20 protein-coding genes are annotated in these 25,853 nt (G+C 60.3%); 5 read left to right on the top strand and 15 right to left on the bottom strand.

Annotated elements, in window-relative coordinates; genetic code table 11:
- The 6 genes from PspR76_RS14980 to PspR76_RS14955 form a co-directional block, all read right to left on the bottom strand.
- A complete protein-coding gene (locus tag PspR76_RS14980) occupies positions 1–1,314 on the bottom strand; it encodes an HlyD family type I secretion periplasmic adaptor subunit (RefSeq protein ID WP_159956405.1) in 1,314 nt (437 codons plus the stop codon).
- On the bottom strand, positions 1,311–3,062 hold the full coding sequence (locus tag PspR76_RS14975) for a type I secretion system permease/ATPase (RefSeq protein ID WP_159956403.1): 1,752 nt from the start codon (positions 3,060–3,062) through the stop codon (positions 1,311–1,313). Before PspR76_RS14975 ends, PspR76_RS14980 begins: the two co-directional genes overlap by 4 nt.
- A gap of 102 nt (positions 3,063–3,164) precedes the next feature.
- Positions 3,165–3,533 (bottom strand): AprI/Inh family metalloprotease inhibitor, encoded by a 369-nt coding sequence (locus PspR76_RS14970; protein ID WP_159961445.1) that lies wholly within the window; start codon positions 3,531–3,533, stop codon positions 3,165–3,167.
- Positions 3,534–3,581: 48 nt separating this feature from the next.
- Complete coding sequence (locus PspR76_RS14965) at positions 3,582–5,015, bottom strand: serralysin family metalloprotease (RefSeq protein ID WP_159956401.1); 1,434 nt, start codon at positions 5,013–5,015, stop codon at positions 3,582–3,584.
- A gap of 368 nt (positions 5,016–5,383) precedes the next feature.
- Positions 5,384–6,487, bottom strand: a complete 1,104-nt coding sequence (locus tag PspR76_RS14960; RefSeq protein ID WP_159956399.1) for a DmpA family aminopeptidase — start codon at positions 6,485–6,487, stop codon at positions 5,384–5,386.
- A gap of 9 nt (positions 6,488–6,496) precedes the next feature.
- Positions 6,497–7,861: an APC family permease gene (locus PspR76_RS14955; RefSeq protein ID WP_159956397.1), complete on the bottom strand. Its 1,365-nt coding sequence runs from the start codon at positions 7,859–7,861 to the stop codon at positions 6,497–6,499.
- Positions 7,862–8,060: 199 nt separating this feature from the next.
- On the opposite strand from PspR76_RS14955, the gene PspR76_RS14950 reads away from it, so the two are divergent.
- The gene (locus PspR76_RS14950) at positions 8,061–8,846 is read left to right on the top strand and encodes a helix-turn-helix transcriptional regulator (RefSeq protein WP_159956395.1); all 786 of its coding nucleotides are present in this window, start codon (positions 8,061–8,063) and stop codon (positions 8,844–8,846) included.
- Positions 8,847–8,992: 146 nt separating this feature from the next.
- On the opposite strand, the gene PspR76_RS14945 is transcribed toward PspR76_RS14950, so the two are convergent.
- From PspR76_RS14945 to PspR76_RS14930, 4 genes are read right to left on the bottom strand one after another with little or no spacing between them, the layout of a single operon-like run.
- Positions 8,993–10,072, bottom strand: coding sequence for a polyamine ABC transporter substrate-binding protein (locus PspR76_RS14945; RefSeq protein ID WP_159956393.1), 1,080 nt, complete (start codon positions 10,070–10,072; stop codon positions 8,993–8,995).
- Positions 10,073–10,132: 60 nt separating this feature from the next.
- Positions 10,133–10,474 (bottom strand): cupin domain-containing protein, encoded by a 342-nt coding sequence (locus tag PspR76_RS14940; protein ID WP_159956391.1) that lies wholly within the window; start codon positions 10,472–10,474, stop codon positions 10,133–10,135.
- Positions 10,475–10,500: 26 nt separating this feature from the next.
- On the bottom strand, positions 10,501–11,907 hold the full coding sequence (locus tag PspR76_RS14935; protein ID WP_159956389.1) for an NAD(P)/FAD-dependent oxidoreductase: 1,407 nt from the start codon (positions 11,905–11,907) through the stop codon (positions 10,501–10,503).
- 49 nt (positions 11,908–11,956) lie between these two features.
- Positions 11,957–12,766: a helix-turn-helix transcriptional regulator gene (locus PspR76_RS14930; RefSeq protein ID WP_159956387.1), complete on the bottom strand. Its 810-nt coding sequence runs from the start codon at positions 12,764–12,766 to the stop codon at positions 11,957–11,959.
- A gap of 258 nt (positions 12,767–13,024) precedes the next feature.
- On the opposite strand from PspR76_RS14930, the gene PspR76_RS14925 reads away from it, so the two are divergent.
- Positions 13,025–13,297, top strand: coding sequence for a DUF1652 domain-containing protein (locus PspR76_RS14925; RefSeq protein ID WP_159956385.1), 273 nt, complete (start codon positions 13,025–13,027; stop codon positions 13,295–13,297).
- 129 nt (positions 13,298–13,426) lie between these two features.
- Here the strand turns inward: PspR76_RS14925 and PspR76_RS14920 are convergent, their stop codons facing one another.
- Complete coding sequence (locus PspR76_RS14920) at positions 13,427–15,874, bottom strand: UvrD-helicase domain-containing protein (protein WP_159956383.1); 2,448 nt, start codon at positions 15,872–15,874, stop codon at positions 13,427–13,429.
- A 218-nt stretch (positions 15,875–16,092) separates the two neighbouring features.
- On the opposite strand from PspR76_RS14920, the gene PspR76_RS14915 reads away from it, so the two are divergent.
- Positions 16,093–16,788: a pirin family protein gene (locus PspR76_RS14915; protein WP_159956381.1), complete on the top strand. Its 696-nt coding sequence runs from the start codon at positions 16,093–16,095 to the stop codon at positions 16,786–16,788.
- Between the two features lie 71 nt (positions 16,789–16,859).
- Here PspR76_RS14915 and pgm read toward each other — a convergent pair whose 3' ends face one another.
- The 4 genes from pgm to PspR76_RS14895 form a co-directional block, all read right to left on the bottom strand.
- Complete coding sequence (gene pgm, locus PspR76_RS14910) at positions 16,860–18,503, bottom strand: phosphoglucomutase (alpha-D-glucose-1,6-bisphosphate-dependent) (RefSeq protein WP_159956379.1); 1,644 nt, start codon at positions 18,501–18,503, stop codon at positions 16,860–16,862.
- A gap of 106 nt (positions 18,504–18,609) precedes the next feature.
- Complete coding sequence (locus PspR76_RS14905) at positions 18,610–20,016, bottom strand: aminotransferase-like domain-containing protein (RefSeq protein ID WP_159956377.1); 1,407 nt, start codon at positions 20,014–20,016, stop codon at positions 18,610–18,612.
- Complete coding sequence (locus tag PspR76_RS14900; protein ID WP_159956375.1) at positions 20,013–21,446, bottom strand: hypothetical protein; 1,434 nt, start codon at positions 21,444–21,446, stop codon at positions 20,013–20,015. The genes PspR76_RS14905 and PspR76_RS14900 overlap by 4 nt, the downstream gene beginning before the upstream one ends.
- A 715-nt stretch (positions 21,447–22,161) precedes the next feature.
- Entirely contained in the window at positions 22,162–23,184 is a 1,023-nt protein-coding gene (locus tag PspR76_RS14895) for a zinc-dependent alcohol dehydrogenase family protein (protein ID WP_159956373.1), read from the bottom strand.
- A 288-nt stretch (positions 23,185–23,472) separates the two neighbouring features.
- Between PspR76_RS14895 and PspR76_RS14890 the strand changes: the two genes are divergently transcribed.
- Both PspR76_RS14890 and PspR76_RS14885 read left to right on the top strand, forming a co-directional pair.
- Complete coding sequence (locus PspR76_RS14890) at positions 23,473–24,387, top strand: LysR substrate-binding domain-containing protein (RefSeq protein WP_015371980.1); 915 nt, start codon at positions 23,473–23,475, stop codon at positions 24,385–24,387.
- Between the two features lie 153 nt (positions 24,388–24,540).
- Positions 24,541–25,809 carry a tyrosine-type recombinase/integrase gene (locus PspR76_RS14885; protein WP_058425955.1) on the top strand — a complete coding sequence of 423 codons (1,269 nt, stop codon included), beginning with the start codon at positions 24,541–24,543 and terminating at the stop codon, positions 25,807–25,809.
- Positions 25,810–25,853 lie beyond the last annotated feature (44 nt).

Below are 25,853 nucleotides of genomic sequence, written 5' to 3'. Positions count from 1 at the left end.
TCATTCCTCGGTCAACGCAGAGCCGGCGCGATCCAGCAGCGGCTTGAACAGGTAATTGAGCAACGAGCGCTCGCCAGTGCGCACAAACATCTCGGCGGGCATGCCCGGCTTGATCACCAGGCCATGCAGTTTCTCCAGCGCAGCTTCGCTGACGGTGGTGCGCAGCACGTAATACGGCTGGCCGGTTTTTTCATCGAGCATCTGGTCGGCGGAAATCAGGCTGACTTCGCCGGGCACACGCGGGGTGCGGCTCTGGTTGAAGGCGGTGAAGAGAATGTCCACCGGCAAGTGCGTGCCGACCTTATCCACCAGGTTCACCGGCAAACGCCCTTCCACTTCCAGGCGGGTGCCCTGGGGCACGATTTCCAACAGGGTTTCACCGGCACGCACCACGGCGCCTTCGGTGTGCACGCTGAGGTTGACCGCAATGCCATCGGCCGGCGCGTTGATTTCGCTGTGCTGCAGGTCGAACCCGGCGGAAGTGAGTTGCTGCTCAAGGGTCAAGCTGCGCAGTTGCGCGTCGGCCAATTGGCTGCGCACTTCCTTTTGATATTCCTCGCTGTGCTGCTGCAACTTCAGGCGTGACTCAAGGATGCCCTGCTCCACGCGGCCGCTTTCGCCGGTGTTCTGTGCCAGGTCCTGCTGCACCTGGGACAGTTGGCGCTGGTAATCGAGCAGGCGGTTGCGCGGGATATAGCCGTTGTCGGCCAAAGGCTGCAGGTTGGCCAGTTGATCGCGCAGGGATTGGGCCTGGGCCGACAAGTCACTGCGCGCGCGGCGCATGCCATTCAGTTGCGAGCTGGCGCCGTCGATATTGGCGCGAATCCCCGCTTGTTCACGGGCAAACGCTTCGCGGCGGCTGCTGAACAATTGGCGCTGGCCTTCCAGCACCAGCGCCAGGGCCGGGTCGGGGTTGGCGCTCAGCTCCGCCGGAAAGACGATGCTGGAACGATTGTCGCGCTCGCTCTGCCAACGCGCCGCACTGGCCCAGGCCATGCGGTACTGGGCTTGCAGCGATTGCACGTCGGCCTGATTCTGGGTCTGGTCGAGGCGAAACAGCGGCTGGCCCTGTTTGACCAACTCGCCCTCCTTCACCAGGATCCGGCTGACCACGCCGGGGCTGAAGGTTTGCACGGCCTTGCGCTTGCCCGACACCACCACCGTGCCTTGCACCGGGATGCCTTGGTCGAGTGGGGCGAGGCTGGCCCAAAGGAAAAAGCCGCCGGCACCGACGATGGTCAGCAGCCAACTCATTTTTACGAAAAAACCGGCGTCGCGTTCTTTAAAGCGTGGCTCAACGGTAAGGCTGCTCATGCGCCTGGATTCCTTCCGGCTTGGTACTGACGACTGAAACTCACCCCAGGCTTTTCCTTGGGCGCTTCCTGCTGGCCTGACAACGCGCGTAGCACTTCCTGGCTCGGCCCGAACGCCTGCAAACGGCCGTCGTTGAGCACCAGCAACTTGTCGGCCTGGGCCAGCGCCGAGGACCGGTGCGTGACCAGCACAACGCTGCTGCCCTGGGCCTTCATCTGCACAATGGCACTGGCCAGTGCCGCTTCGCCGACGGTGTCGAGGTTGGAGTTGGGCTCATCCAGCACAATCAAACGCGGCCCGCCGTATAGCGCGCGGGCCAGGGCCACGCGTTGTTTCTGGCCACCGGACAGGCCGCCGCCGTTGTCGCCCAGCACCGTGTCGTAACCCTGTGGCAAACGCAGGATCAGCTCGTGCACACCGGCTTGCTGCGCGGCTTTCACCACGAGTTCCGGGTCGGCGTCGCGAAAACGCGCGATGTTGTCGGCGATGCTGCCGCTGAACAGTTCGATGTCCTGGGGCAAGTAGCCGATATGCGGGCCGAGGTCGTCGCGGTCCCAGCGGTGAATGTCGGCGCCGTCCAGGCGCACGGTGCCGGCCAGGGTGGGCCACACACCAACCAGCACGCGGGCCAGGGTGGATTTACCCGAACCCGACGCACCCAGCACGCCAAGCACTTCGCCGGCGCCGAGGTTGAAGCTGACCTGCTGCAAGGTCGCCATGCGCCGCCCGGGCGGGCCTGCGCTGACCTGCTCGAAACTCACCTGGCCGTTGGGCGCCGGCAAGGCCATGGGTTCAACTTCCGGCGGGAATTCACGCAGCAAATCATCGAGCCGCTGATAGGCCAACTTGGCCGAACTCCACTGCTTCCACACCGCAATCAACTGGTCGATGGGGCTGAGCACGCGGCCCATCAGGATGGAACCGGCGATCATCATCCCGGCGGTCATATCGCCCTTGATCACCAGAAAGGCGCCCAGGCCCAGCACCAACGATTGCAGGCACAGGCGCAGGGATTTACTCAGCGACGTGATCACCGAGCCGGTGTCGCTGGCCTTGTTCTGGTAACCGAGGAATTGCGAGTGCACCGCGAACCAGCGTTTGCGCAACGCGCCGAGCATGCCCATGGCCTGGATCGTTTCGGCGTTGTGCAAATGGCTGGTGGCCAACTGAGTGGACTGCTGGGAAAACGCGCCCGCCTCGCCCAAGGGCTTTTTGGTCAGGTATTCATTCAGGCAGGCCAGCGCGATCAGCAACACGGCGCCTGCCGTGGCCAGCACGCCGAGCCACACGTTGAAGAGGAAAATCACGAAGAGGTAGATGGGAAACCACGGCGCATCGAAAAACGCGAACAGCGCCGGCCCGGTGATGAATTGGCGGATCACGGTGAGGTCGCCCAGCGATTGCCCGGCATGCCCCTGGCCACGTTGCAGGTTGCGTTCAAACGCGGCTTTGTACACGCGCAAGTTGAAACGCCGCTCCAATTGGCTGCCGATGCGGATCACGATAAAACTGCGCAGCACTTCCAGTGTGCCGATAAAGGCAAAGAAGCCCACGACCATCAGCGTCAACATCACCAGGGTGGTTTCATTCTGGGAGGACAACACGCGGTCATACACTTGCAGCATGTAAATCGACGGCACCAGCATCAACAGGTTAATCAATGCGGTGAAACAGCCAATGCTGATCAAAATACTCTTGTATTCACCCAACGCCCGGAATAAGGGCGCAACCGCATGGGACTTCGCCATATCGTCTGATCTTCCCTGAAACAAATTACGCGCAATAGTTACCCGCGCCCCAAATAAGGGCGGCCAACTATTAAAATCGAGTTATATGTTTATAACTTTTAATTAGGGTGTTCGTTGCAGGACAACTTCGGGGATCGAAGGCGTCTGCCCTTTATATTCGCCGTCTTTTTCACGGTTCAAATGGATAATGCCGGTGCCTTCGGCGTTCATCAGCCAGATTCCGTCCGGGGTTGGTGTCCAGCTCAGGGGTTTCTGGCCCAGCCATTGTTCTGCGCAGGCGACATCACCGGCCAGCGCGTTCGCCTGTTCCAGCAAGTCCAACGCGCACACCTGATCCTGCTGGTGCAACTGCCAGTGGCCTGCCAACTGGGCGGTGGTGGGTAAAACAAGACTGCTAGCCATTGCGTGGGCTCCTGCCGACATGAACACCACCTGTGAAGCACAGGCGATCAAATGAGAAAAACGCGCCATCTTCTGCTCCATCCTAGAGCGCGGCGCCGGAGCGCCGCGCGCTTTACATCACGCTACGATGTCGCTGGCAACCGCCTGGCCAACGGTGGTGACGAGGAAATCCGCCACGCCGTGCCCGGAGAAGTCCACCGCCAAGGTGCCCAGGTTGGTACCCGAGGCATAGCTCAGCACCGCGTCGCCGGCATGGCCGGTGAACGCGTTGACGAAGGTCAGGCCTGCACCTTTGGTGATGCCGGACAGGTCGATCTTGTCCGAACCCGAGGTGAAGTCAAAGATCTTGTCGGCTGCACCTGGCTTGGAATCGGAGCTGGCACCGAACACAAACGTGTCGTTGCCGGCGCCGCCCCACAGTTGGTCAGCACCGCCACCACCGTAGATGATGTCGTTGCCGGCACCGCCTTTGATGATATTGGCGGCGTTGTTACCAATGATCAGATCGTTGCCCGCGCCACCGAACGCGTTCTCGACGGTCACGCCCTTGGCGATGGACACGTTGCCCACCAGGCCGCCAACGTCGGAGAACGAGCCTTCATTGAGGTTGATCTTCTGGTTTTGGGTAAAGCCGGAGAAGTCCAGGGTGTCATTGCCACCGCCGTCCCATACCGAGAACACTAGCTTGTCGGCATTGGAGGTGGCGCTGTAGAAATCGCGCCCGGTGTTGGAGTTGAAACCGTAGGTGGTGTCACCGGCGCGGGTGCTGTAGTTGGCACCGTAGAGCTTCTGGATCGCGGCAATGTCGTCGATCAGCGGGCCGGAAGCGTAGGCCTCGACGCCGCCTTTGGTGAAGTTCTGGTTGGTGTTGCTCTCGCTCCAGTAACTCATGACGCTGTAGCCACGCGTGTCCTGTCCATAGTCCGCGTCTTTGTACGAAGGGTTGCCGGTCCCGGCGTTGTAGTCGCCAGGGTGCGCCAGGCCCAAGGTGTGGCCGATTTCGTGGGTCAGGGTCTGCCGGCCGTAGTTGTTCACGTCCGGGGTCTTGTTCGGCGTGTAGCTGCTGTTGGTCAGGTACCACGACGTGCCGTCGTAGCCTGCGCCGGTGCCGGGCAGGTAGGCGAAGGCTGCTGCGCCGTCCTGGCCGCCGCTGTAGTTGCCGAAGGTCATGTGCGTGTCGCCGCCCGAGGCGCTTTCGGTAAAGCTCACGTTGGCGACATCCGCCCAGGATTGCATGGCCAGTACGGCCTGTGCTTTCTGCTGGGCGTTGAACTGGCTGAACCCGGAGATGCCATGTTTGTTCATGGTCGCCGAGGAAGCCGAGGTGAGGAAGGTGTAAGTCAGATCGATCTTGCCGTTGTGATTCACATCCTTGTACGAGGCGCCATCGCGCAGCAGGTGGTCCGCTGCCTGGTCCACGGAAAAGGACGGTTTGCCATTGACCGTGAGGTTGCCGCCACGGTCATACAGATGGCTGAAGCTATCGATTTGCGAGTAAGCAGTGCTGGCTTGCGCGGCAGATACAATAGCTTTGTCTTTTACTTTTGACATAAACGTACTTCCTTGTTTGCAAGTGCATCAGTCTTTGTTCGATAGGAACCTCGCGGGCGAGGATCGTCCTATCACTCGCCTCTTTTGAAGGCGTATCGAAACTGACACAACTTGAAATCTTTCGTCTACAAATATTTCCGGCATGAAAATGTGACGTGGATTCAACTTGAGGAAGTCGCAGGCAGTGTTTATTGGGGACAACTGCGTTTGCGCAAAAGCGCCAGCCCGAGTGGTATTTAAATATTAAATAGCAGTAAAGCCGCTCAACTTGAGCGGCGTACTTGGATAATGGATCCAATATATTGTCACGGTGTCATTGGCGACATTAAAGAGCCACTACTTAGATAATTAATTAGAGTTGTCCCCTATTACGGGGACACGCTCCAGCCGCACTTGTTTAGTGCGGTCAATAAAGTCTCGTCCGCCAAGCCGGGGACCTTGACGCCGTCCTCGGTGGTCATGTCCTCGCCGGCCAGCATGGCGTTGATGATCGCCTCCTCCACCGCCTCTGCCGCTGCGCTGAACAATGGCGAAATATGGTCGTTATTGAGCATCTGCAACGCGCTGCTCAGCGGCAGGTTCTTGCGCCCGTAATCGGCCGGTGGCAGCTCGCGGTTGCCGGTGGCGAATGCCAGGAACAGGTCGCCACTGGAATCCTCGGTGCCGCCGCCGGTGCGAGCAATGCCAATGGAGGCGCGTTGCGCCAGGCGCTGGCATTGATGCGGCAGCAAGGGCGCGTCGGTGGCGATGATCACCACAATCGAGCCCATGCCCGGCGTGCCACGCGCGTCGAACGGCGAAGCAATGCCCATCAAGTGGCGGCCCACCGGGTAACCGTCGACCCGCAGCTCCTGACGCTTGCCGTGGTTGGCCTGCACCAGCACGCCGACGGTCCAGCCGCCCTCCTCAGCCGGCAAGCGCCGTGACGCGGTGCCGATGCCGCCCTTGAACTCATGGCAGATCATCCCGGTGCCGCCGCCCACTGCGCCTTCCTGCACCGGGCCACTCTCGGCGTTATCCAGCGCTTGGCGTACATGCTCAGGCTTGACGTGCTGGCCCCAGATATCGTTAAGCAGGCCATCATAGGTTTCCATCACCACCGGCATGCACCAGTACACCGCAGGGTCCGCCAGGCGCTCGCGCTCCAGGGCGATCAAGGTGTCACGCACAATGCCGAGGCTGTGGGTGTTGGTGATGGCCACGGGCGTGGTCAGCAACCCGGCTTCACTGATCCACTCAAGGCCGGTGGCATCGCCATTGCCGTTGAGTACGTGATAGCCGGCAAAGCACGGCTGATGGCGCGCCTCGCCCGCGCGCGGCTGCACCACAGTGACGCCGGTGCGCACCTGTTTGCCGTCGATACGCGTGTTGAGCGTACTGTGGCCGACCCGAACGCCCGGAACATCGGTGATGGCATTCAATTCGCCGGGCGTGCCCAGCCCCAACGTAATGCCCAATTGACGTGCACGCATACCCACTCCTTACAATTTTTGATACGCCGGACTCAACCGGCCACTGATGCAATACAAAATCACCGACAGCGCGAGCAAGCCGATGATGATCATGATGTCGCGCACTGACGCAGCGTAGATCAAGGTGACCAGCAGGTAACCGGCGCCCAGCACGGCCAATAGCGCCGGCAGCGGCCACAACGGCATGCGATAGGGATGCTCGCGGTCCCGCAGCAGCACCCGGCTCATCAGCTCGCACAAGGCCACCGCCAGGTACACCAGCATGATCAGCAACACGCTGAAGGATGTGAGGTCCGCCAGGTTGGAGCTGAAACTCAGCAGCGCCGAGGGAATGGCCAGGAACAAGGTCGCCAGCCACGGCGAATCCCAACGCGGATGAATACGCGTGAACAACGTGTTGATGCGCGGCGTCCACAGCGCATCGCGTCCGCTGCTGAACACCACACGGCCAATCTGGATGACGATGGCGACAATCGCGTTGAACACCGAGAGGAAGATCCCCGCGCTGACCAGCCGCGACAGCGTTTCATTGCCGTGGCTGGTGAGCAGGTAGCCGATCGGGTCGGGACTGCTGATCATCGCACTCAACGACGGCGCACCGATCAATAGCGCGGTGATGGGCACCAGTTCGATCACCACCACCAGCCCCAACGACCACAACACCGCCTTGTGCACGCCTTTGCCACCGCACTTCATGTCTTCGGCCAACAACACGGCGGGCCCGTAACCGTTGTACGAGAACAAGCCGATACCGACCGCGCCGATCACCAAGCCCCACGGCGCCAGGTGCAGCACGCCGTTTTCTACGATCTGCGGTTGAAACAGCACGCTGGCCGGCTGCACCGGATTACCGAAGCCGATGCACACAATCACCAGCAGCGCGGCGATTTCCAGCAACAAACACGTGCCGGTGATCCACGCGTTGAGCTTGATATTGAGGATGCCCAGCGCGTAGCTGCACACCACAATGACCAGGGCCACGGTTTGCGAATCGAACTGGGTGCCCAGGGCATTGTTCAGGTACGTCGCCGCGCCGGTGGCCAACACCGGTGGGATAAACAGCAACATCACCAAAACGGTCAGGAACGTGGCATACCCGGCCATGCCACCAAACACCCGCTTGGCGTACACGTACTCGCCACCGGCGCTGTTGTGCGCACGCCCCAGCTCCGCGTAACAAAAGGCGAACATCAAGGCGAGCAAGCCGGCCATCACAAACGCCAGGAACACACCACTGCCCGCTTGCTGGATGGCAAACGGGGCAATCACAAACACGGAGCTGGCCGGCGTTACCGCGGAAACGGTGATGGCGACCACATCGAACACGCTCAGCGTGGGTTTGAGCGCGCCATCTGGCGCGGGGGAAGCACTCATATCGTTATCCTCTGTCGTTGTTTTTGGTGTGAGGCAGAAACGAAAGGTCTGACGGTTGCGGGATATGTTTCCCACTGGATGGTCGAGAAAGTAAACGCTGCGTGTAGCCCGGCCAATTCCCCTATTGGCGTACTCCCCTTGACGGTACGCGCCAAAAGCCGAACCCTTGGCCGATATTTTGAGGGTGGGAGCCTGTGATATGAGCCTGTTCAGAGAGGTCGGCATGCACGCGGGCCTGGGCCGCACCGTCGCGCACATCGGCACCGAGCGGTTCTGGAAACAACTGGTGCTGTTGCTGCACCAATGCCTGCCGTTCGATAACGCGCTGGCTATTTTCTACCCTGCCGACGGCCCGCCCCAGGCCCTGGAAGAATACGACGCCCAGCCGAGCAGTAAACCGGCGTCGATGCTGGTGTACCTCAATGGCCTGTATTTGCTCGACCCGTTTTACCAGGCCTGTCGCGAGGGCTATGCCAGCGGCGTGTATCGACTGGAGGAAGTCGCGCCGGACCATTTTCGTCAGAGTGAATACTTTCTCAACTACTTCCACGACAACGTGCTTGAGGACGAGGTGCAGTTCATCCTGCAAGTGCCGGCTATGGGGACTTTGTCGTTATCGCTGGGCATGCAGCGGCGATTCAGCGTTGAGGAGACCGGGTTGATGACGATGCTGGCAGCCTGGGTGTTGCCGTTGATGCAGCAGCATTGGCAGCAAAGCACCCAACGTGCACCGGCGATGGACAGCCAGATCCGCGATGCGTTGAGCCATTTCGGCAGCGGCGTGCTCTCGGAGCGCGAACTGGAAGTGGCGCGCCTGGTGCTGCGCGGGTTCTCGTCCAAGGCCATGGCCGAGCGCTTGAAGATCTCGCCGGACACCGTGAAGGTGCACCGGCGACACCTGTACGCAAAGCTGGATATTGCCTCACAGCCGGAGCTGTTTTCGTTGTTTATCCAGTCGCTGGGGCATGATCTGGAAAACCCCTGAAACTCGGACTTGCGCACTCTAATTGTGGGAGCGGGCTTGCTCGCGAAAGCGGTGTATCAGTCAACGAAAATGTTGAATGAAAGACTGCATTCGGGAGCAAGCCCCCTCCCACACAAACCAGCTCCCACAGGGGCTCTAAGCAAGGGCTATCGCCCGGTACGAATGGTGTTCCAAACCCTTGTACGAATCCGGTCGATATTCAGCGGCATGGCCTCCAGTGCAAACAACTTGCCCATCATTTCCGGGCTCGGGTACACCTTGGTGTCGGCCTTGATTGCCGGGTCCACCAGGCTGTCGGCCGCGCTGTTGCCGTTGGCGTAGTGCACGTAGTTGGTGATGCTGGCCATCACTTCCGGGCGCAGCAGGTAGTTCATGAACGCGTAGCCGGCTTTTTCGTCAGGTGCATCGGCGGGCATGGCGACCATGTCGAACCAGATGGCGGCGCCTTCCTTGGGAATGTTGTAGCCGATGTTCACGCCGTTCTTGGCTTCCTTGGCGCGGCTTTCGGCCTGCAGGATGTCGCCGGAGAAGCCCACGGCCACGCAGATGTCGCCATTGGCGAGGTCGGCGGTGTATTTCGAGGAGTGGAAGTACGCCACGTACGGCCGCACTTTCATCAGCAGGTCTTCAGCCTTTTTGTAGTCCTCGGCCTTTTTGCTGTAGTGCGGCAAGCCCAAGTAGTTAAGCGCTGCGGGCAGCAGTTCCGGGCCGTTGTCGAGGATTGCCACGCCGCATTTCTGCAACTTGGCCATGTTTTCCGGCTTGAAGATCAGGTCCCAGGAATCCACCGGCGCGTTGTCGCCCAGCACCGCCTTGACCTTGTCGATGTTGTAGCCGATGCCGGTGCTGCCCCACAGATACGGGAAGCCGTGTGCATTGCCCGGGTCGTTGTTTTCCAGGGCCTTGAGCAGCACCGGGTTGAGGTTTTTCCAGTTCGGCAGCTGGCTCTTGTCGAGCTTCTTCAGGGCGCCGCCCTGGATCTGCCGGGCCATGAAGTGGTTGGACGGGAACACCACGTCGTAGCCGGATTTTCCGGTCATCAGCTTACCGTCGAGGGTTTCGTTGCTGTCGTACACGTCGTAGGTGAAACCGATGCCGGTTTCTTTCTGGAAATTCTTGGTGGTGTCCGGCGCAATGTAGTCCGACCAGTTGTAGATCTTCACCGTCTCGGCGGCCTGGCTGATAGAGGCCACCAACATCAAGGGCAACAGGGCAATGGCTTTCATGGTTCGATTTCCTGGCGGTTTTAGGGCTGTTTTTATGGCAGGCGATCAAGGATCAAAGCGTTACAGAATCAATACGTAGGTCTTGCGCACGGTTTCCTGGATATCCCAGATACCGGTGCTGTTGGCCGGCAACATCAGTGCATCGCCGGCTTGTAGGTGAACCACTTCACCGTTGTCGGGGGTGAAGGTGCAGCGGCCCTGGATAAAGTGGCAAAACTCCTGGGATTTGATCTGCCGACGCCAGCGCCCCGGGGTGCATGCCCAGATGCCGGTTTCGACGCCATCGCTGCGTTCCACACTCAAGGTGGAGGCCACGGCGATGGGTTCGCCCAAGGGCACGGCCACCGGCGAGGAGTCCGGCAAGTGGGCATTCAGCGTGTCTTTGAAGTGAGTGATGCTCATGGGTTTTCCCGTGTGAGTGAAACGGCTTAGTGCATGAAACCTTCCATGAACCCGGCCACGCTGGTCGCCAGCTTGCGGCGCCAAGGGGCGGTGTTGGGGTTGGCCAACACCTGGTCTTCATGGACAAAACTGCGAATGATCGCGTTGTAGCCCAGCCAGCGGCACGGCTCGGGCTCCCAGGCTTTGAGCGCGTCCAGGCCGCGCTCACGGATCACCCAGGGCTGGGTGGTGAGCGGCGTGTCGAGGCCCAGGATCAGGTCGGCCAGGGTGCGGCCGCCCAGGTTGGTGGCGCCTACGCCCTCCCCGCCATAACCGCCGGACAGCGCGATGCCGGTTTTGTGGTCGCAGAGCATGTGCGGGCGGAAATTGCGCGACATGCCGAGGTTGCCGCCCCAGGAGTGGGTAATCCGCGCGTTTTTGAGCTGTGGGAAGAGTTCGCCGAACAGGTAGCGACGCAGTTCGACTTCGCTGCTGGTCAGGTCGAAGTTGTGGCGCAGCTTCCCGGCGAACTGGTAGCCGCCACGGGCACCGAACACCAGGCGATTGTCGGCGGAGCGCTGGCCGTAAGTGACTTGGCGGCTGCTTTCGCCGAACGCCTGGCCATGCTCCAGGCCGATTTCAGCCCAGGTGCTGGCGGGCAGCGGCTCGGTGGCCACAATCAGGCTTTGTACCGGCAACTGATAGCGGCCCAACGGCGGCAACGTGGTCGCGTAGCCTTCCACCGCCGGTACCACCCAAGCCGCGCGCACACAGGCTTTGGCGGTGCGCAGGCTGCCGGACTGCCAATGGGTGACGGGGCTGTTCTCATAGATCGTGACGCCCATGCTCTCCACCACCCGCGCCAGGCCGCGCACCAGCTTGGCCGGGTTGATGGTCGCCACATGCGGTGCATAAATGCCGCCGTAAGGCCTGGCAATGCGGATTTGCTCGGCCAGCTGTTGTGGGCTGAGCCAGCGGTAGTCGTCCTCGGTCAGGCCCTGGGCGTGGAGTTTGTCGAGGTAGCGACGCAGGCTGCCTTCCTGCTCGGGGTAGCGCGCGGCGCAGTACAGCGCGCCGCCCTTGCGGTAGTCGCAGTCAATGCCTTCGCGCGCCAGCACCTGAGCGACTTCATCGGGAATACCGTGCAGCAGGTCAAAGGAGGCGCGGCGTTGCTGCGGCGAAAGACCGGCCAGCAAGCGGTCCTCGCCCAGCAGGTTGCCCATCAGCCAACCGCCGTTGCGGCCGGAGGCGCCGAAACCTGCGGTCTGCGCCTCGATAATCGCAATTTTCAGCTCGGGCGCCTGGCGCTTCAGGTAGTAGGCGGTCCACAGGCCGGTGTAACCGGCGCCGATGATGGCCACGTTGACGTCCAGGTCATGCTCCAGAGACGGCCGCGCCACCAGCGGGTCATTCAGCTGGTCCATCCATAAACTGATATTGCGCCATGCCGGCATGCCAAGCTCCCCACCCTCATTTCGATAGGCTGGATCCTAGAGCGCGGCGTTATGGGCTGTCTTGCGCGCGTGCACGCAGGGAAATTTGTTTGACGTAGGCCTTGGGCGATTGGCCTGTGTGCTGGCGAAACGCGCTGTAGAACGCCGACAGCGAATTGAAACCGGCGGCGAACGCCAGGTCGTCGACCTTGATTGGCGGCTGGGCGCTGTCCAGTGCGGCGAGCAAATGCTGGAGCCTGGCCTGGTTGACGTAACGGTAGAAGCTCTGCCCCAGCACCTGGTTCAGCAGGTAGGAAATCTGATTACGGCTGTAGCCACATTCCTTGGCCACCCTCTGTAGGTCCAGTTCTGGGTCCAGGTACGGTTGTTTAAGTTGGAAGTATTGCTGCAAGTCATTGGCCATATGCCCCAATTGCTGGGGCGACAGGCCCAGGCGGCTGACCGTGGGCCGCATGGCCTGGGTTGACTGCTCGTGCACCAGCGAGGCGTATTCGTTGACTCGCCAGATCAGCCCGTCGCGCACGGTGATGGCTTCGCTGGTGCGAAACGACACCAGGCCCTGACCGCCGCGCAAGGTGATGCGGTACTGGATGAACGCAGTGTCGCCATCGGCGCGGATACGGTCGGTGTGCTCGATCGCCTCATCGGCGCCACGCGGCATGCTGGCTTGCAGGTACTCACGCAGTTCGGCGTAGCCGATGACGCGGTTCTGGAAGAAATCGTGGTACTGGATTTCAGGGTGGTAGTAGGACATCACGCCATCCAGGTCACGATGGCGCCAACACAAGTGGTGACGCAAGACCAGCTCGCCGGTGGCTTGGGTGTTCTGGCAATCATCCGCTGGGGCGATGTGGGTCATGTAGGGCTCGACGGCGGATAAACGGTTGAGAGTGCCGAAGTTTACCGGCGCGTTCAATGGTCAATGGGCACAGCTAAATAGTGGCGTTTTGCCTAGTTTGGGGTAGGACATGACGCACATCAAATTAATCGCAAACAACTGCTGAACGGGCGCAAAAAAGTCTCCTTGGAGGCGCGAACGAGTGCTATTTTTGAAGCTCTTCGACGCCACGACCAGTGAAGGTCATGGCCCCCTGCCGCGAGCTAAAGGAAGCGCTCAATGAACAAGGTGGGCAACATGAATAAAGTGACGTTCCCCAACGCCTGCCAGCTGATGCGCTGGCATTTTCATCCGATGGGTTTCGAGGGGAGCATGGACGCCCCTGGCAGCATGGTCGCTCGATTGTTTGACCGAGAGAGCGGTGAGACGTTGATAGCCATTGCTGGCATTCCCTGCGCGACGGTGATGAATGCGGCCGATGTGGAGCGCATTATCGAGGCAGTGGAGGATGAGCTGGAGTGTTTTGTGCCGCCGCTGTCGTTGCGGACGTGACGAACCATGTGGGAGCTGGCTTGCCTGCGATGGCATCACCTCGGTGTGTCAGTGATACCTGGGTGATGCAATCGCAGGCGAGCCAGCTCCCACAAAAGCCCGCTCCCACATTTAACTTGTGTCTATGCGCTAGCTGCGCTGATCGTCAAAAAACGCCTTTTTCCCCTCTACACGCTCCGATGCCCTGGGCACATTCACGCACTGGCCTTCGGGTTTTTCCACATACCAATAGCAATGGCTCACGGCTCGGGTAATGCCCACGTAGGCCAGGCGCAGCACCTCGTCTTTTTGCGCAGAATCATAGGGCTCGCTGTCACCGTCCTTGCCCAGGCCGGCCATGCGGTAGACCTGGTTCTTGTAAGGCGAGCTGGTCACATGCTGGCAATCCCCAAGCAGGAATACGGCATCCGCCTGCAGGCCTTTGGCACTGTGATACGTCAGTTGTTTCAACCGACGCGCCGCTGGCGGCAAGCTGGAATCCACATTAACTACAGACTGAATATGCTCTTGAATCAGTAACTTATCGCTACTTTTTCGATAAAGCATTAATACCGAATCGCCCTTTTGATAGTGCTCCAACAGCCGCCGACCCAGCGCGGCGTCATCCCGCTCAAGCACCGTCACCGGCACCAAAGCCTTGGGCTCACCACTGGCCTTGGCCTTCTTGCCTGGGATCGCCGGCGCTGCCCGCACAATATGCTCGGCAGCGTCGATGATGTGCTGGTGGCTGCGGTAGTTCTCGCTCAGCATCACGCGGGTGGTGGTCGGTGACGGGAATTCGTTGTTGAATTCCATGAAGTACTTGGGCGAACTGCCGCGCCAGCCGTAGATCGACTGCCAGTCGTCGCCCACGCACAGCAAAGACGAACGCTGCGCGCCACGGCCCATGTGCATCGCCGGGCCACGGCTGCGTATTTCACGCAGGCTGGCGCGAATCCACGAGACGATCTGCGGCGATACGTCCTGGAACTCATCGATCATCAGATGCGACATTGGCCGCAACAGCGGATCACTGAGCAGCTTGAGGTTTTCCGGGGTGTTTTCGCCGAACAGCGAGAACATGCGGTTGTAGGTCATGATTGGCGGCGATTGGTCGAGCAGATGGTCTTCCAGGGCTTTCCAGAAAATGCTCAGGGCTTCAAAGAAGCACCGGTCTGGATCGTCTTTGGCGAAGCTCATCTGGCCGACGGCGGTCGGCACGTCCAACCCGAGGTTCTCGATAAACCCGGCAGCCATGACAAAACTGTCCAGCAGCGGCGCCGAGGCCAGCTCGCCCTTTACCTTGTAGTCAAAACCCGGCCCGGCGGTGGCATCACCGGCCAGGCTGCTCAACAGGCGCTTCGAAGACTCATAACTATCCAACCATATCAAAGGCTTACGACAGAATGCTTGAAACAAGGTGCGTTTAACCGCCCACTCTGCGCGCACGGAAAGCTTTGCGTTGGGCCGACTGATCTGGGCGTTTTCCCGCGAATCGAAACCCAGCACCACCCAGGCGTCCAGCTCAGGAATGTAGCCGTGGCAATGGAACTGCGCGCCATTGATTTCGAAGGTCTGGCGGCTGGGCTCGATACCCTTGATCGGCCAGGCACCGGCGCGAAACCACAAGTCTTCGATCACATCGCAGAGTTCTTCATCGCGTTTGGCGGCCAACTCAGTCACAGCGATGCGCTTTTGCACATCCGGGTGGTCACGTTCCAGCTCTTTGAGTTGCAGGCCATGGCGCGCCAATGGCGCCATCAATTCACGGAAGCGCGCGTGTCGGCTGTGCAATTGGTGGTAGCAGGCATTCATCTGTTGGCGCTGGGCGTCACTGATGCGCAGGTCGAACGGGTTGCTGTCGGCATCCTCGAAACCGTTGCTGAGGTTTTCAAACGCCTGCAGCCGTTCAAAGCCCGGCAAGCTGCGCACCATCGGCAGAATGCGCGAGTGGAAGGTGCGCACCACGGCTTGGGCTTCTTTGCTGCCAAGGGGTTGACCCCACAGGCTGAGAATTTCCATGAGCTTGTTGATGAAGTCTTTGCGCGACTCGCGGGTGAACGTCACCACGGTCATCGAGCTGAGCTCAAAGCCCAGGTAATGGGTGAGCAGCAGGATGCGCAGCACCAGCGAAGTCGACTTACCCGCGCCCGCCCCGGCAATGACTGACGTCGAGGGCGTGTCGCTGAAAATCATTTTCCATTGTGCGGCGCTCGGCTGTGCGTGGGCCGGCAGCAAGCGCGCCACGTCGGCCTTCATGCGCTTCTTCATATCGGCGGTTAGCGGCAGACGCCAGTCGTCGAACAGGCTGTCGTCCACGCCCGGTGCGCGGTGTTCATCCGGGCGGAAGTCGCGAATCAGCAAGACCTGCCGACCCTCTTCAATGCCGTCAGCCTTGCCCTCGCGGTAGCCATACTCCACACCGGCCTCGTGCCCACTGCGAAAACCGTCGGCCTGGCCATGCAGCCAGGAGAACCGATGCTGCGCACGCAGGCGCGTGAGGCCATGGCCAAATAAACGCGCGGCCAGGCGTTTGAGCAGCGGCATTTCTGCCAGAGGGCGAAGCTCAGGGGGCAAATCAGGCGTTTGTTGCGGCACGCGGACTCCAGCGATGAGGTTGGTTTTGGCGAAGGCGCCATGGTCGCCGGAATCGGCGCGCAGATCCAGCCAATTGCTTTGCGGTCATGCAGTTAGGCGATGAAGTGAAAGTCAAAACGCCAGCAACCAATCGAATTGTTAGATCGGAATCAGGCATTTTTTACGCTTTTTATCGATCATGCACTGCTGGATGATGGCAGCATCAACAGGAGACTCTCATGCTCGAACTTCGACCTTTCAACACCCTGGGTGGCGCCCACCATGGTTGGCTTGACGCCCATCACCACTTTTCATTTGCCGAGTACCACGACCCCAAGCGCATGCACTGGGGCAACCTGCGGGTGTGGAACGACGACATTATCGCGCCGGGCACCGGTTTCCCGCAGCACCCGCACCGCGACATGGAAATCATCACCTATGTGCGCGAAGGCGCCATCAGCCATGCCGACAACCTCGGCAACAAGGGCCGCACCGAGGCTGGCGATGTGCAGGTGATGAGCGCCGGCACCGGCATTGCCCACAGTGAATACAACCTGGAAGCGACGCCGACCAAGATCTTTCAGATTTGGATCATTCCGAATGAAGCCGGCCTGCCGCCGTCGTGGGGTGCCAAGCCGTTTCCAAAGGGCGACCGTGAGGGGTTCGTGACCTTGGCCAGCGGCAAGGCCGGCGACAGCGAAAGCCTGCGCATTCGCGCCGACGCACGCCTGGTGGCGGCTAATCTGAAAGCTGGGGAAACCGCTGAATACCCGCTGGACAGCGGACGCCGCGCCTACCTGGTGCCGGCGACGGGCGTGATTGAAGTCAATGGCTTGCGTGCGCAAGCTCGAGACGGTGTCGCGGTTGAGGATGAGCAGGTGTTGCGAGTCACCGCGATTGAGGACAGCGAGATCGTGCTGGTCGACCTGGCCTGATCTAACCCCCCCAGCCCAAAATGACTGTGGGAGCAGGCTAGCCTGCTCCCACCTTTACTGCAGCGTGTCAGTTATTGGGCAATGGCGCCGTCTACCAACACCTGCGCCTCTTCCACCAGTTGCTTGAGGTGGTCTTCGCCAATAAAGCTCTCGGCGTAGATCTTGTAGATGTCTTCAGTGCCCGATGGCCGCGCGGCAAACCAGCCGTTTTCAGTCATCACCTTCAGGCCGCCGATTGCCTGGTTGTTGCCCGGCGCGTGGCTGAGGATTTGCTGGATGCTTTCCCCGGCCAGTTGCGTGGAAGTCACCTGCTCCGGCGCCAATTTGCCCAGCAGGGCTTTCTGCGCCGGGGTGGCTTTGGCGTCGACACGAATCGCAAACGGCTCGCCCAGGGCGTCGGTCAGGCCACGGTAGATCTGGCTCGGGTCCTGGCCTTTGCGCGAGGTCATTTCTGCCGCCAGCAAGGCCGGGATCAGGCCGTCCTTGTCGGTGCTCCATACCGTGCCGTCCTTGCGCAGGAACGATGCACCGGCGCTTTCTTCACCGCCAAAGCCCAGCGAGCCTTCGAACAAGCCATCGGCAAACCACTTGAAGCCCACCGGCACTTCATACAGGCGACGGCCAATACGCGCGGCGACTCGGTCAATCAGGCCACTGCTGACCACGGTCTTGCCCACGGCCGCATCGGCGCGCCACTGCGGACGGTTCTGGAACAGGTAGTCGATGGACACCGCCAGGTAATTGTTCGGCGCCAGCAGGCCACCGGACGGCGTGACGATGCCGTGGCGGTCGTGGTCCGGGTCGCAGGCGAAGGCCACGTCGAAACGCTCCTTCAGGCCAATCAGGCCTTGCATCGCGTAGCTGGAGGACGGGTCCATACGAATCTGGCCATCCCAGTCGACGCTCATAAAGCGGAAGGTGGAGTCGACTTCGGTGTTAACCACGTCCAGGTTCAAGCGGTAGTGCTCGGCAATCGCCGACCAGTAGCGCACCCCTGCTCCGCCCAACGGATCTACGCCCAGGCGCAGGTCGGCGCTGCGGATGGCGTCCATGTCGATCACATTGACCAGGTCGGCGACATAGCTGTTGAGGTAGTCATGGCGGTGAGTGGTATCGGCCTTGAGCGCCTGGGCGTGGGTGATGCGCTTGACGCCGGCGAGCTTATTGGCCAGCAGTTCGTTGGCCTTGGCTTCGATCCACTTGGTGACGTGAGTGTCAGCCGGGCCGCCGTTAGGCGGGTTGTACTTGTAGCCGCCGCTTTGAGGCGGGTTATGCGACGGCGTGATAACGATGCCGTCGGCCAAACCGCTGGTGCGGCCACGGTTGTAGCAAATGATCGCGTGGGAAATCGCCGGGGTCGGCGTGTATTCATCGCCTTCGGCCAGCATCACGTGCACGCCGTTGGCAGCCAGCACTTCCAGGGCACTGGCACCGGCTGGCGTCGACAGCGCATGGGTATCCAGGCCGACAAACAACGGGCCATTGATGCCTTGGGCTTCACGGTACAGGCAAATGGCCTGGCTGATCGCGAGCACATGCCATTCGTTGAAGCTCAGCTCGAACGAGCTGCCACGGTGCCCGGACGTGCCAAAAGCCACGCGCTGGGTGGAGATCGCTGCATCAGGCTGGCCGGTGTAATAGGCCGTGACCAGTCGCGGGATATCCACCAGCAACTGAGCTGGCGCCGGCTTGCCCGCAAAAGGACTGATTGTCATGCATAAACCTCGAAAGAAGGGTTTGGAGAAAAAACGACAGTTTACTGAGAGTTGGACTACTGCGCGACGGTATCGATCCTACGCAGGCAAGAGAAATTTCATGCATTCAGCCGAGTTGCGCCTGCCGTAGCGCCTCACCCAGCGCAGCCAGGGCGATTTCCAGGTTCGGCTGCCCGTGAAAGGTGTGGCTCAAACGCACATGCTGGCTGTGCAGGCCACCGAGGCTGAAGAGTTCACCCGGCGCCACCACCACTTGGCGGGCCAGCAGATGCTGGAACACTTGGCGCATGTCCACCGCATGCACAGAGCCCAGCCAGAACGTGGCGCCGCCGCTGGGCATGCGATAGGTCACTTGCTCGCCCAGGTGGTGATCCAGGCGCTGGCTCATCTCGCCTGCTTGCTCGCGCAATAGCTGGCGCAAGGTGTTCAGGTGCTGGTTGATTTGCCCGCTGTGATAGAGCCGCGCAATGGCGCGCTGGCGAATCGAGGACAACCGAAAAGAGCGCAACAGGAATTGACGCTGCAACTCGCCGCTCATGTGCCGGGACAGGAGGTAGCCATACGGCGCCTCTGGCCCGAGTATCTTCTCGAAACAGGAAAACACCACCAACCGGTCGGGGTTGACCAGGTCGCGCAGCGCGGCCTGTTGCGGCTGGAAACCCAGCTCGCTGTAGGTGTCGTTTTCCAGCAACCAACACCCGTATTGTTCAAGCAACCGCGCGACTTCCAGGCGTTCGAAAGGCTGCATGGCAACCCCCGAGGGCAGGCTGACCGCTGATGAGAGCAACACCAGTTGCACGGTTTCGTCGATCAGCGTGCCTTCGAGCGCCGGCAGGTCCAGGCGGCCATCGGGCGCCCATGGCAACTCGATGATGCGCACCCCCGCGTCCTGCAGCAGGCGCAGGATCAGCCAGTCGCAGGGAGACTCGACAATCACCCTGGAACCGCGCAAACCCAGCACCTCAATCAGAATGTCGAGCACGCCTCGCAGGTCGGCGCCGATGTACACGTCGTCGGCGTGCCAGCAGCGGCTGGGCGAAGAGGTGTACCGCGCCGCCAACGCCGCGCGCAGCTCCCAAACCCCGCAGGGCTGGGACCACGATTGCAAATGGCGCGGATGCTGGCGCACCAGCTCGCGCTCGAGGCGCAGCAACGTTGCGTCCAGCGAGGCCAGCAGCGCGGGCTCATCGGCGCTGAGCACCACCATGCCAGGGCGGCGGGCGGCGACGTAAAGGCGCTCGAGCAGATCCCCGCTGGGCACCGTCGAAGGGCTGCCGGAGAGTGGCCAGGCGTAATAGCCGGACTTGGCCACCGAATACACCCGGCCTTCTTTTTCCAACAGTGAGTAGGCGTACTGGATGGTGGAGATCGATACATTCAGGCGCTGGGATAGCTGGCGCAAAGACGGCAGTTTCACCCGCGTATCGGTACTGACCTCGTTGATCAGGTTAATCATGTAGCGGTAGACCGCCTGATAGGCGAAATCCGCCTGCCGCTCACCACGCAGCGTCATCGCCCGGACAGCTGGAAGGCCAGGTCGCCGTCGGCCATAGACTGCTCGTGACGCCCGTAATCGGCACGGCCGCCCGGCACGAGCGTCATCGGCCGTTTGCGGTACAGGTGCTGGAGCAATGGCAGCGGCACCCCGCTGGTGTCGGCGACCCATTGTTGCAACATCTCGGCGGCCGGCTTGCCCTGCAGCACCTTGTGCAGTTCAGGCAGAGCCACCAGCATGCCGGGGTGGCACTGGCGCAGGTAACCTTCCAGGCGTTCACCGTGATGAATGAACGGTGAAAACAACAGGCAGATCAGTTGGCCTTCATCCAGGCCAAAGAACTGTTCGGCAAGGTTGCTCGACAAGTCACGCCCTTCGCGGCTGACGGCCTGGGCTATCAGCGCGTCGGGAATCTGCCGGCGACGCAGGTACTCCGCCGCCTGCCGCAAGAAACCTTCCACACCTTCCTGGTAATCCAACTCTCGCAGGCACTCGGCCTGCAGGCCGCGCAGGTGCGCCATCAACAATGGATTGGCGAAGGTTGGGTGACTGAAATGAAAGCCCAGCGGGTCCGGCGTATAGGCCATGAACTCACTGAGCACAGGCGCACAGCCACGGTCGGTGCCCTCGAGCAGGTCGGCAACGCCGATATACGCCAAGTGGCGGTGCCCACCGGCGCTGGCGTCGGCCTTTGGTACATAGTGCTCGCCAAACAGATCCCGGTAGAAGTCGTCGCTCCATTCGTCCATACGGCGGAACAACCCGGTGAGCGATGCAGGCTTGCCCGTGGGCGCCTTGTCTTCCTTGGCTTGCGCGGATTTTTTCAACCAGGCGAGCAACTGCCCCTGCTTGCGCGCGGAATCGCCGCTGACCAACGCATGCACCCCGCCATCCCAGGCAGTGACACGCTGGTAGAAATCACCCAATGCCAGGTAGGTGTCATTGCACAGCGTTGCGCGCACATCGCCGGAGGTCAGGTGACCGATCATCACCCGCTGGCGCTGGCTGGATTCACGCCCTGGCGTCGATACCGGGCGCTGGTAGTTAAAGGGCAGCACCTGTTCATTTTCCACCATCAGCAGCTCAACCCGGTCGTCGTCGTGGAAAAACAATCGGCTGTAACCACGATGGATGGTGTCGAGGGTTTCCTGTGTCATGCCCACGTGGCGCAGCGTAGCGACCCGCAACTGGAATGTTCTGGGCGCTCGCCCGGCGATGCTTAATTGGGCGGCACGCAACAGCGCCAGGGTATAGGTGCTGACTTCCCCGCCGCCGTGGGCCACCAGCACCTTGTAATCGCCTATCTGTTCCATGCCACCCGCCGCCACGACAATACGCTGGATCAACAATTGAAGTGCGGTGCGTTCCGCGCGCGTGAAATACCCAATCAACCGTTGCTGAACTTGTTGATAAACATAATTCATCGCCTGTTCGTGAATAGCGCTCATAGTTCTACTACCTGAGTTGAAATATCAGTTTCAAACAACTACCGAGCGTAGTTGCTCGATCTATTGCATCTGTAAGAATGTTGCCCGCCTGCCGTGCTCGCGAAGCACGAACACTAGCACCTTGCAACAAATCGACATAAGCGGCGCACCCGGCCGTCCGTGGAGTGTTCCGACGGGCTAATGCCTCTACGCCGAGGGTTATGGCGCCTTTCGCGACAACCCTAGGAAGATTCCGACAGCTTCCTACAGCGCTTTAACCCGGAATTAAAAGATTTGCCTGACAAATATAATTTGCCAAATGTTGATCCTCGCTTGCGCGCTGTTTGAAAGCTGCCCTGAAAATACCCGCATCCTCGGGCAGGGGCAGAGGCTGCACTATTAGTTGCAGAAAGTGCTTGCAGCAGCGTCAATAAATCATTCATTACTCAGTCCTTGAGTTCAAAGTGAAGACTCAATTATCAGGGCTGGAATTATGATTAACAGATACAGAACTTGTTGAAAAACCAGTTCAGATGATCATCCGGCGAAAGGCGGATAACGCAGACACAACAACGCCGCACTGAGTTTCAGGGCGGCGCCGGGGAGAAAGGTATCGTTTACAGGACCGAGCGGCCCGTTATCGCGTCGGGCAAGGCGCAGGTTAAGCCCTGTCAAATGGCGCATTTGCCCCATGCGCCAGGGGTTTGGAATACTCCTTTGCGAATATTCCTACATATCAAACAGCTTCAACCTGCAATGCAACGCGCTCGCGGCACGGGCATTCGTCCATGTAACGGTGCGCTTCCACGAACTGGTTGAACGGAAACACCGTCGTTTTCAGCGGCACCAGCACGCGATCGGCCGTCAGTTGGTTGATATCACGCAAGGCACGCTGCAACGCCACCTGATCCTGAATGATGCCCAGCTCCGGCTTACCGGTGAAGTTGCCGATGCAGTGCACAAAGAACTGAATGTTCTTCTGGAACGCCGCGCAGGCCGGGAATGGCGTCTGGTTGCCACCTTGCAAGCCGTAAAGTACCAGGCTGCCACGCGGCGCCAGCACATCGCCGAGCAACGACATCTGCGGGCCACCCAAGCCATCGAACACCACATCTACGCCGCGGTTGTCGGTGAACTTGTTGACCTGCATGAGCAGGTCCTGCTCTTCGGTGACAATCACCTTTTCCGCCCCGAGGGACAGCAGGTACTCACGCTCGGCACTGTCCTTGGTGGCAGCAATCACCCGCACACCCAGGGCCTTGCCCAGTTGTACAAACGAGGGGCCGGCGCAGTGGCTGGCGTCGGTGACCAAGGCAAATTGCCCAGGCTTGACCCGTGCCAGGTCCACATAGGCAAAGTAGGCAATCAGCAGCGGCGTGTAGTGCACGCTGGCTTCAATCGGGCTCAAGACATCCGGGTAGCGGGTCAAGGCCGAACGGGGCAGGACGATCTGTTCGCCATACACCGGGTAATCATTGGGACTTTCGGCCGGAAAACTGGCCACCTTATCGCCCACTGCCAGGTCATCCACGCCGTCGCCAAGGGCAACCACTACCCCGGCCATCTCATGGCCAAGGCCGGACGGCAGACGTGCATGGGAAGACGCCAGGTTCTGGCGCCACAAAATGTCATACCAGCTGATGCCAATCGCGTCGACACGCACCTGCACTTCGCCCGGTGCGGGCTGCGCGGCTACATGCTCTTCGCACTTGAGCACCTCGGCCGGACCAAACTTGTGAAAACGGATCGTGCGGGACATCGCAAACCTCGTCAAAGTAACCTCTAATGCCATGAACTCTATCTGGGCTTTCCAGGTAAGACCACCGGTCGCCGTTAATAGTCGACATGCCTGCCATTGATTCCGCAACTGAGCAATTGACCCCAGCGCGTGTAGAAAAACTCAATTGGGCCGTAGGAAAACTCAATTAGCCGGTGCAGAGTACCAGCCTTTGCCCGTAAGATTCATGCCGGTCATGCTTCTAAATGGAACCTTAGGGCTCTTATATGACCGCTCTCGTCAAGCACGCTGACTCTTCCAGGACACAAGATGAACCGTAACGACCTGCGTCGTGTCGACCTGAACCTCTTGATCGTATTCGAAACCTTGATGCATGAGCGCAGCGTGACCCGCGCCGCCGAGAAGCTGTTTCTCGGCCAGCCGGCCATCAGCGCGGCCCTGTCGCGCCTGCGTGGTCTGTTCGATGACCCGCTGTTTGTGCGCACCGGCCGCAGCATGGAGCCCTCGGCACGCGCGGTGGAAATCTTCGCCCTGCTCTCTCCGGCCCTGGACTCGATTTCCACCGCCGTCAGCCGCGCCGCCGAATTCGACCCGGCCACCAGCACGGCCGTGTTCCGTATCGGCCTGTCCGACGACGTCGAATTCGCCCTGCTGCCCCAACTGCTCAAACGCCTGCGCGCCGAAGCCCCAGGCATTGTGCTGGTAGTGCGCCGCGTCAACTACATCCTGATGCCGGGCCTGCTGGCCTCCGGTGAAATCTCCATCGGCGTCAGCTACACCGCCGACCTGCCAGCCAACGCCAAACGCAAGGTGCTGCGCCGCAGCCTGCCGAAACTGCTGCGCGCCGACAGCGTGCCCGGCTCCCTGAGCCTGGACGACTTCTGCTCACGCCCCCACGCGCTGGTGTCATTCGCCGGCGACTTGAGTGGGTTTATCGATGAAGAGCTGGAGAAGCTCGATCGCAAACGCCACGTGGTCTTGGCCGTACCGCAATTCAACGGTCTGGGCACGTTACTGGCGGGCACGGATATTCTGGCGACCGTGCCGGATTATGCGGCTGAGGCGCTGACGTCTGCAGGTGGATTGCGGGCGGAAGACCCGCCGTTGCCGGTGCGTTCGTTTGAATTGCACATGGCGTGGCGTGGGTCGCAGGATAATGATCCGGGGGAACGGTGGTTGCGGTCGCGGATTCAGATGTTTTTTGGGGACCCCGATAGCCTGTAATGGAATTCCACTAAACTCCATAAAGTTTTTATATAACAATAGCTTATTTGCAATTACAGTCTTCTGCCGTCTGTCTAAATCCAATGGATTCCAGAGCTTATGGGGGCATAATTGGGGGCAAATTTCGGTTCCTTAAAAAGGATGCCCCCACCGATGCCCTCAGATAACACGGCTGTTTTCAAACGAAAACTCAGCGATGCCTTGATTCGCTCGCTAACCGAACCCGGCAAACACGCTGATGGCGAAGTCCCTGGTCTCTACTTGGAGGTGAGGGCGTCGAGCAAGGTCGGCAGAGCGCCCTCCAAGTTCTGGCGCTTGAAGTATCGACTGCATGGCAAGGAAAACCGCTTCTCTATCGGCGCTTACCCCGACATCGGCCTGAAGGAGGCGCGCGACATTGCTCGCGGCGCACGGCGCGACGTGGCTAATCACACCGCCCCGCTCAAGGCCAAGACCGCAAAAATCGAGGCACAGTTGCTCAATGAAGAGCGCACCTTCGCGTACGTGGCCGAGCAATGGTTGTCATTCAAGTCGGCCGAACTGGTGACGAAATCCATCTCGGGGTTTAACGGAGCGCTGAACAACCACATCTTGCCCGCGATTGGTAAAAAACCGGTTAGCGAGATCAAACTGGAGCACATCACCACAATCATTACGGAGTTGCGCCGCCAGCGCACCATGGCCATGGCCCGGCGCGTGCGTACCATCATCCGTGCCGTCCTGGGCTTTGCCGAGGGGCGCGGATGGGTGGAACGCAATGTGGCGCTTAGTAACATTGAAGAGTTGAAAATCCGCCATGTTGTGACCAGCAACCCAGCGATCGAAAGGCCCGCGGACCTGGGTAGGTTTCTTCTACGCCTGGATGACTGCAACGACGGCAGCGTTGCCACCGCGATGCGTCTACTGGTGATGTTGCCGGTCCGCCCTGGCGAACTCGTGCAGATGCGTTGGGAAGATGTCGACTTGGTGGGCGCCGATTGGCGTTATGTGGTGAGCAAGACCAAGCATCTGGACAAGAGCAAACACATCGTGCCATTGCCTGAACAAGCCTTGGTTCTGTTACGCGAGCTACATAAAACCCGCGTGGTAGATGAAGAAGGCAAAGGCTGGGTGTTCGTCTCGCCGGTCTATCCGGGACGCCCCATAAACCCGACCTCCATGCTCAAGTCCTTTCAGCGTATTTGGCCAGAGTACGACATCACTGCTCACGGCTTTCGCGCGACCTACAGAACCATTGCCCATGAGCACTTAGGTATCGATCCAATAGTGCTCGAACTGTCCTTGTCCCACCGGATGCCAGGTGCGTTGGGGGCTGTGTATGCCCGCGCGCAATTACTAGTGCAACGCCGGGAGGCGGCTCAACAATGGGTGAACTACTTAGACAAGTTGCGGCAAAACGCTGCGCGCGTGACCTCAAATTGAGGGTATAGCGCAAGGAATTAGGAGATGGAGTAGGAAACGGGTCA

The organism is Pseudomonas sp. R76, from assembly GCF_009834565.1.
GTDB lineage: Bacteria > Pseudomonadota > Gammaproteobacteria > Pseudomonadales > Pseudomonadaceae > Aquipseudomonas.
The sequence above is the reverse complement of the archived record's forward strand: the minus strand, read 5'-3'. Positions and strand labels throughout refer to the sequence as shown.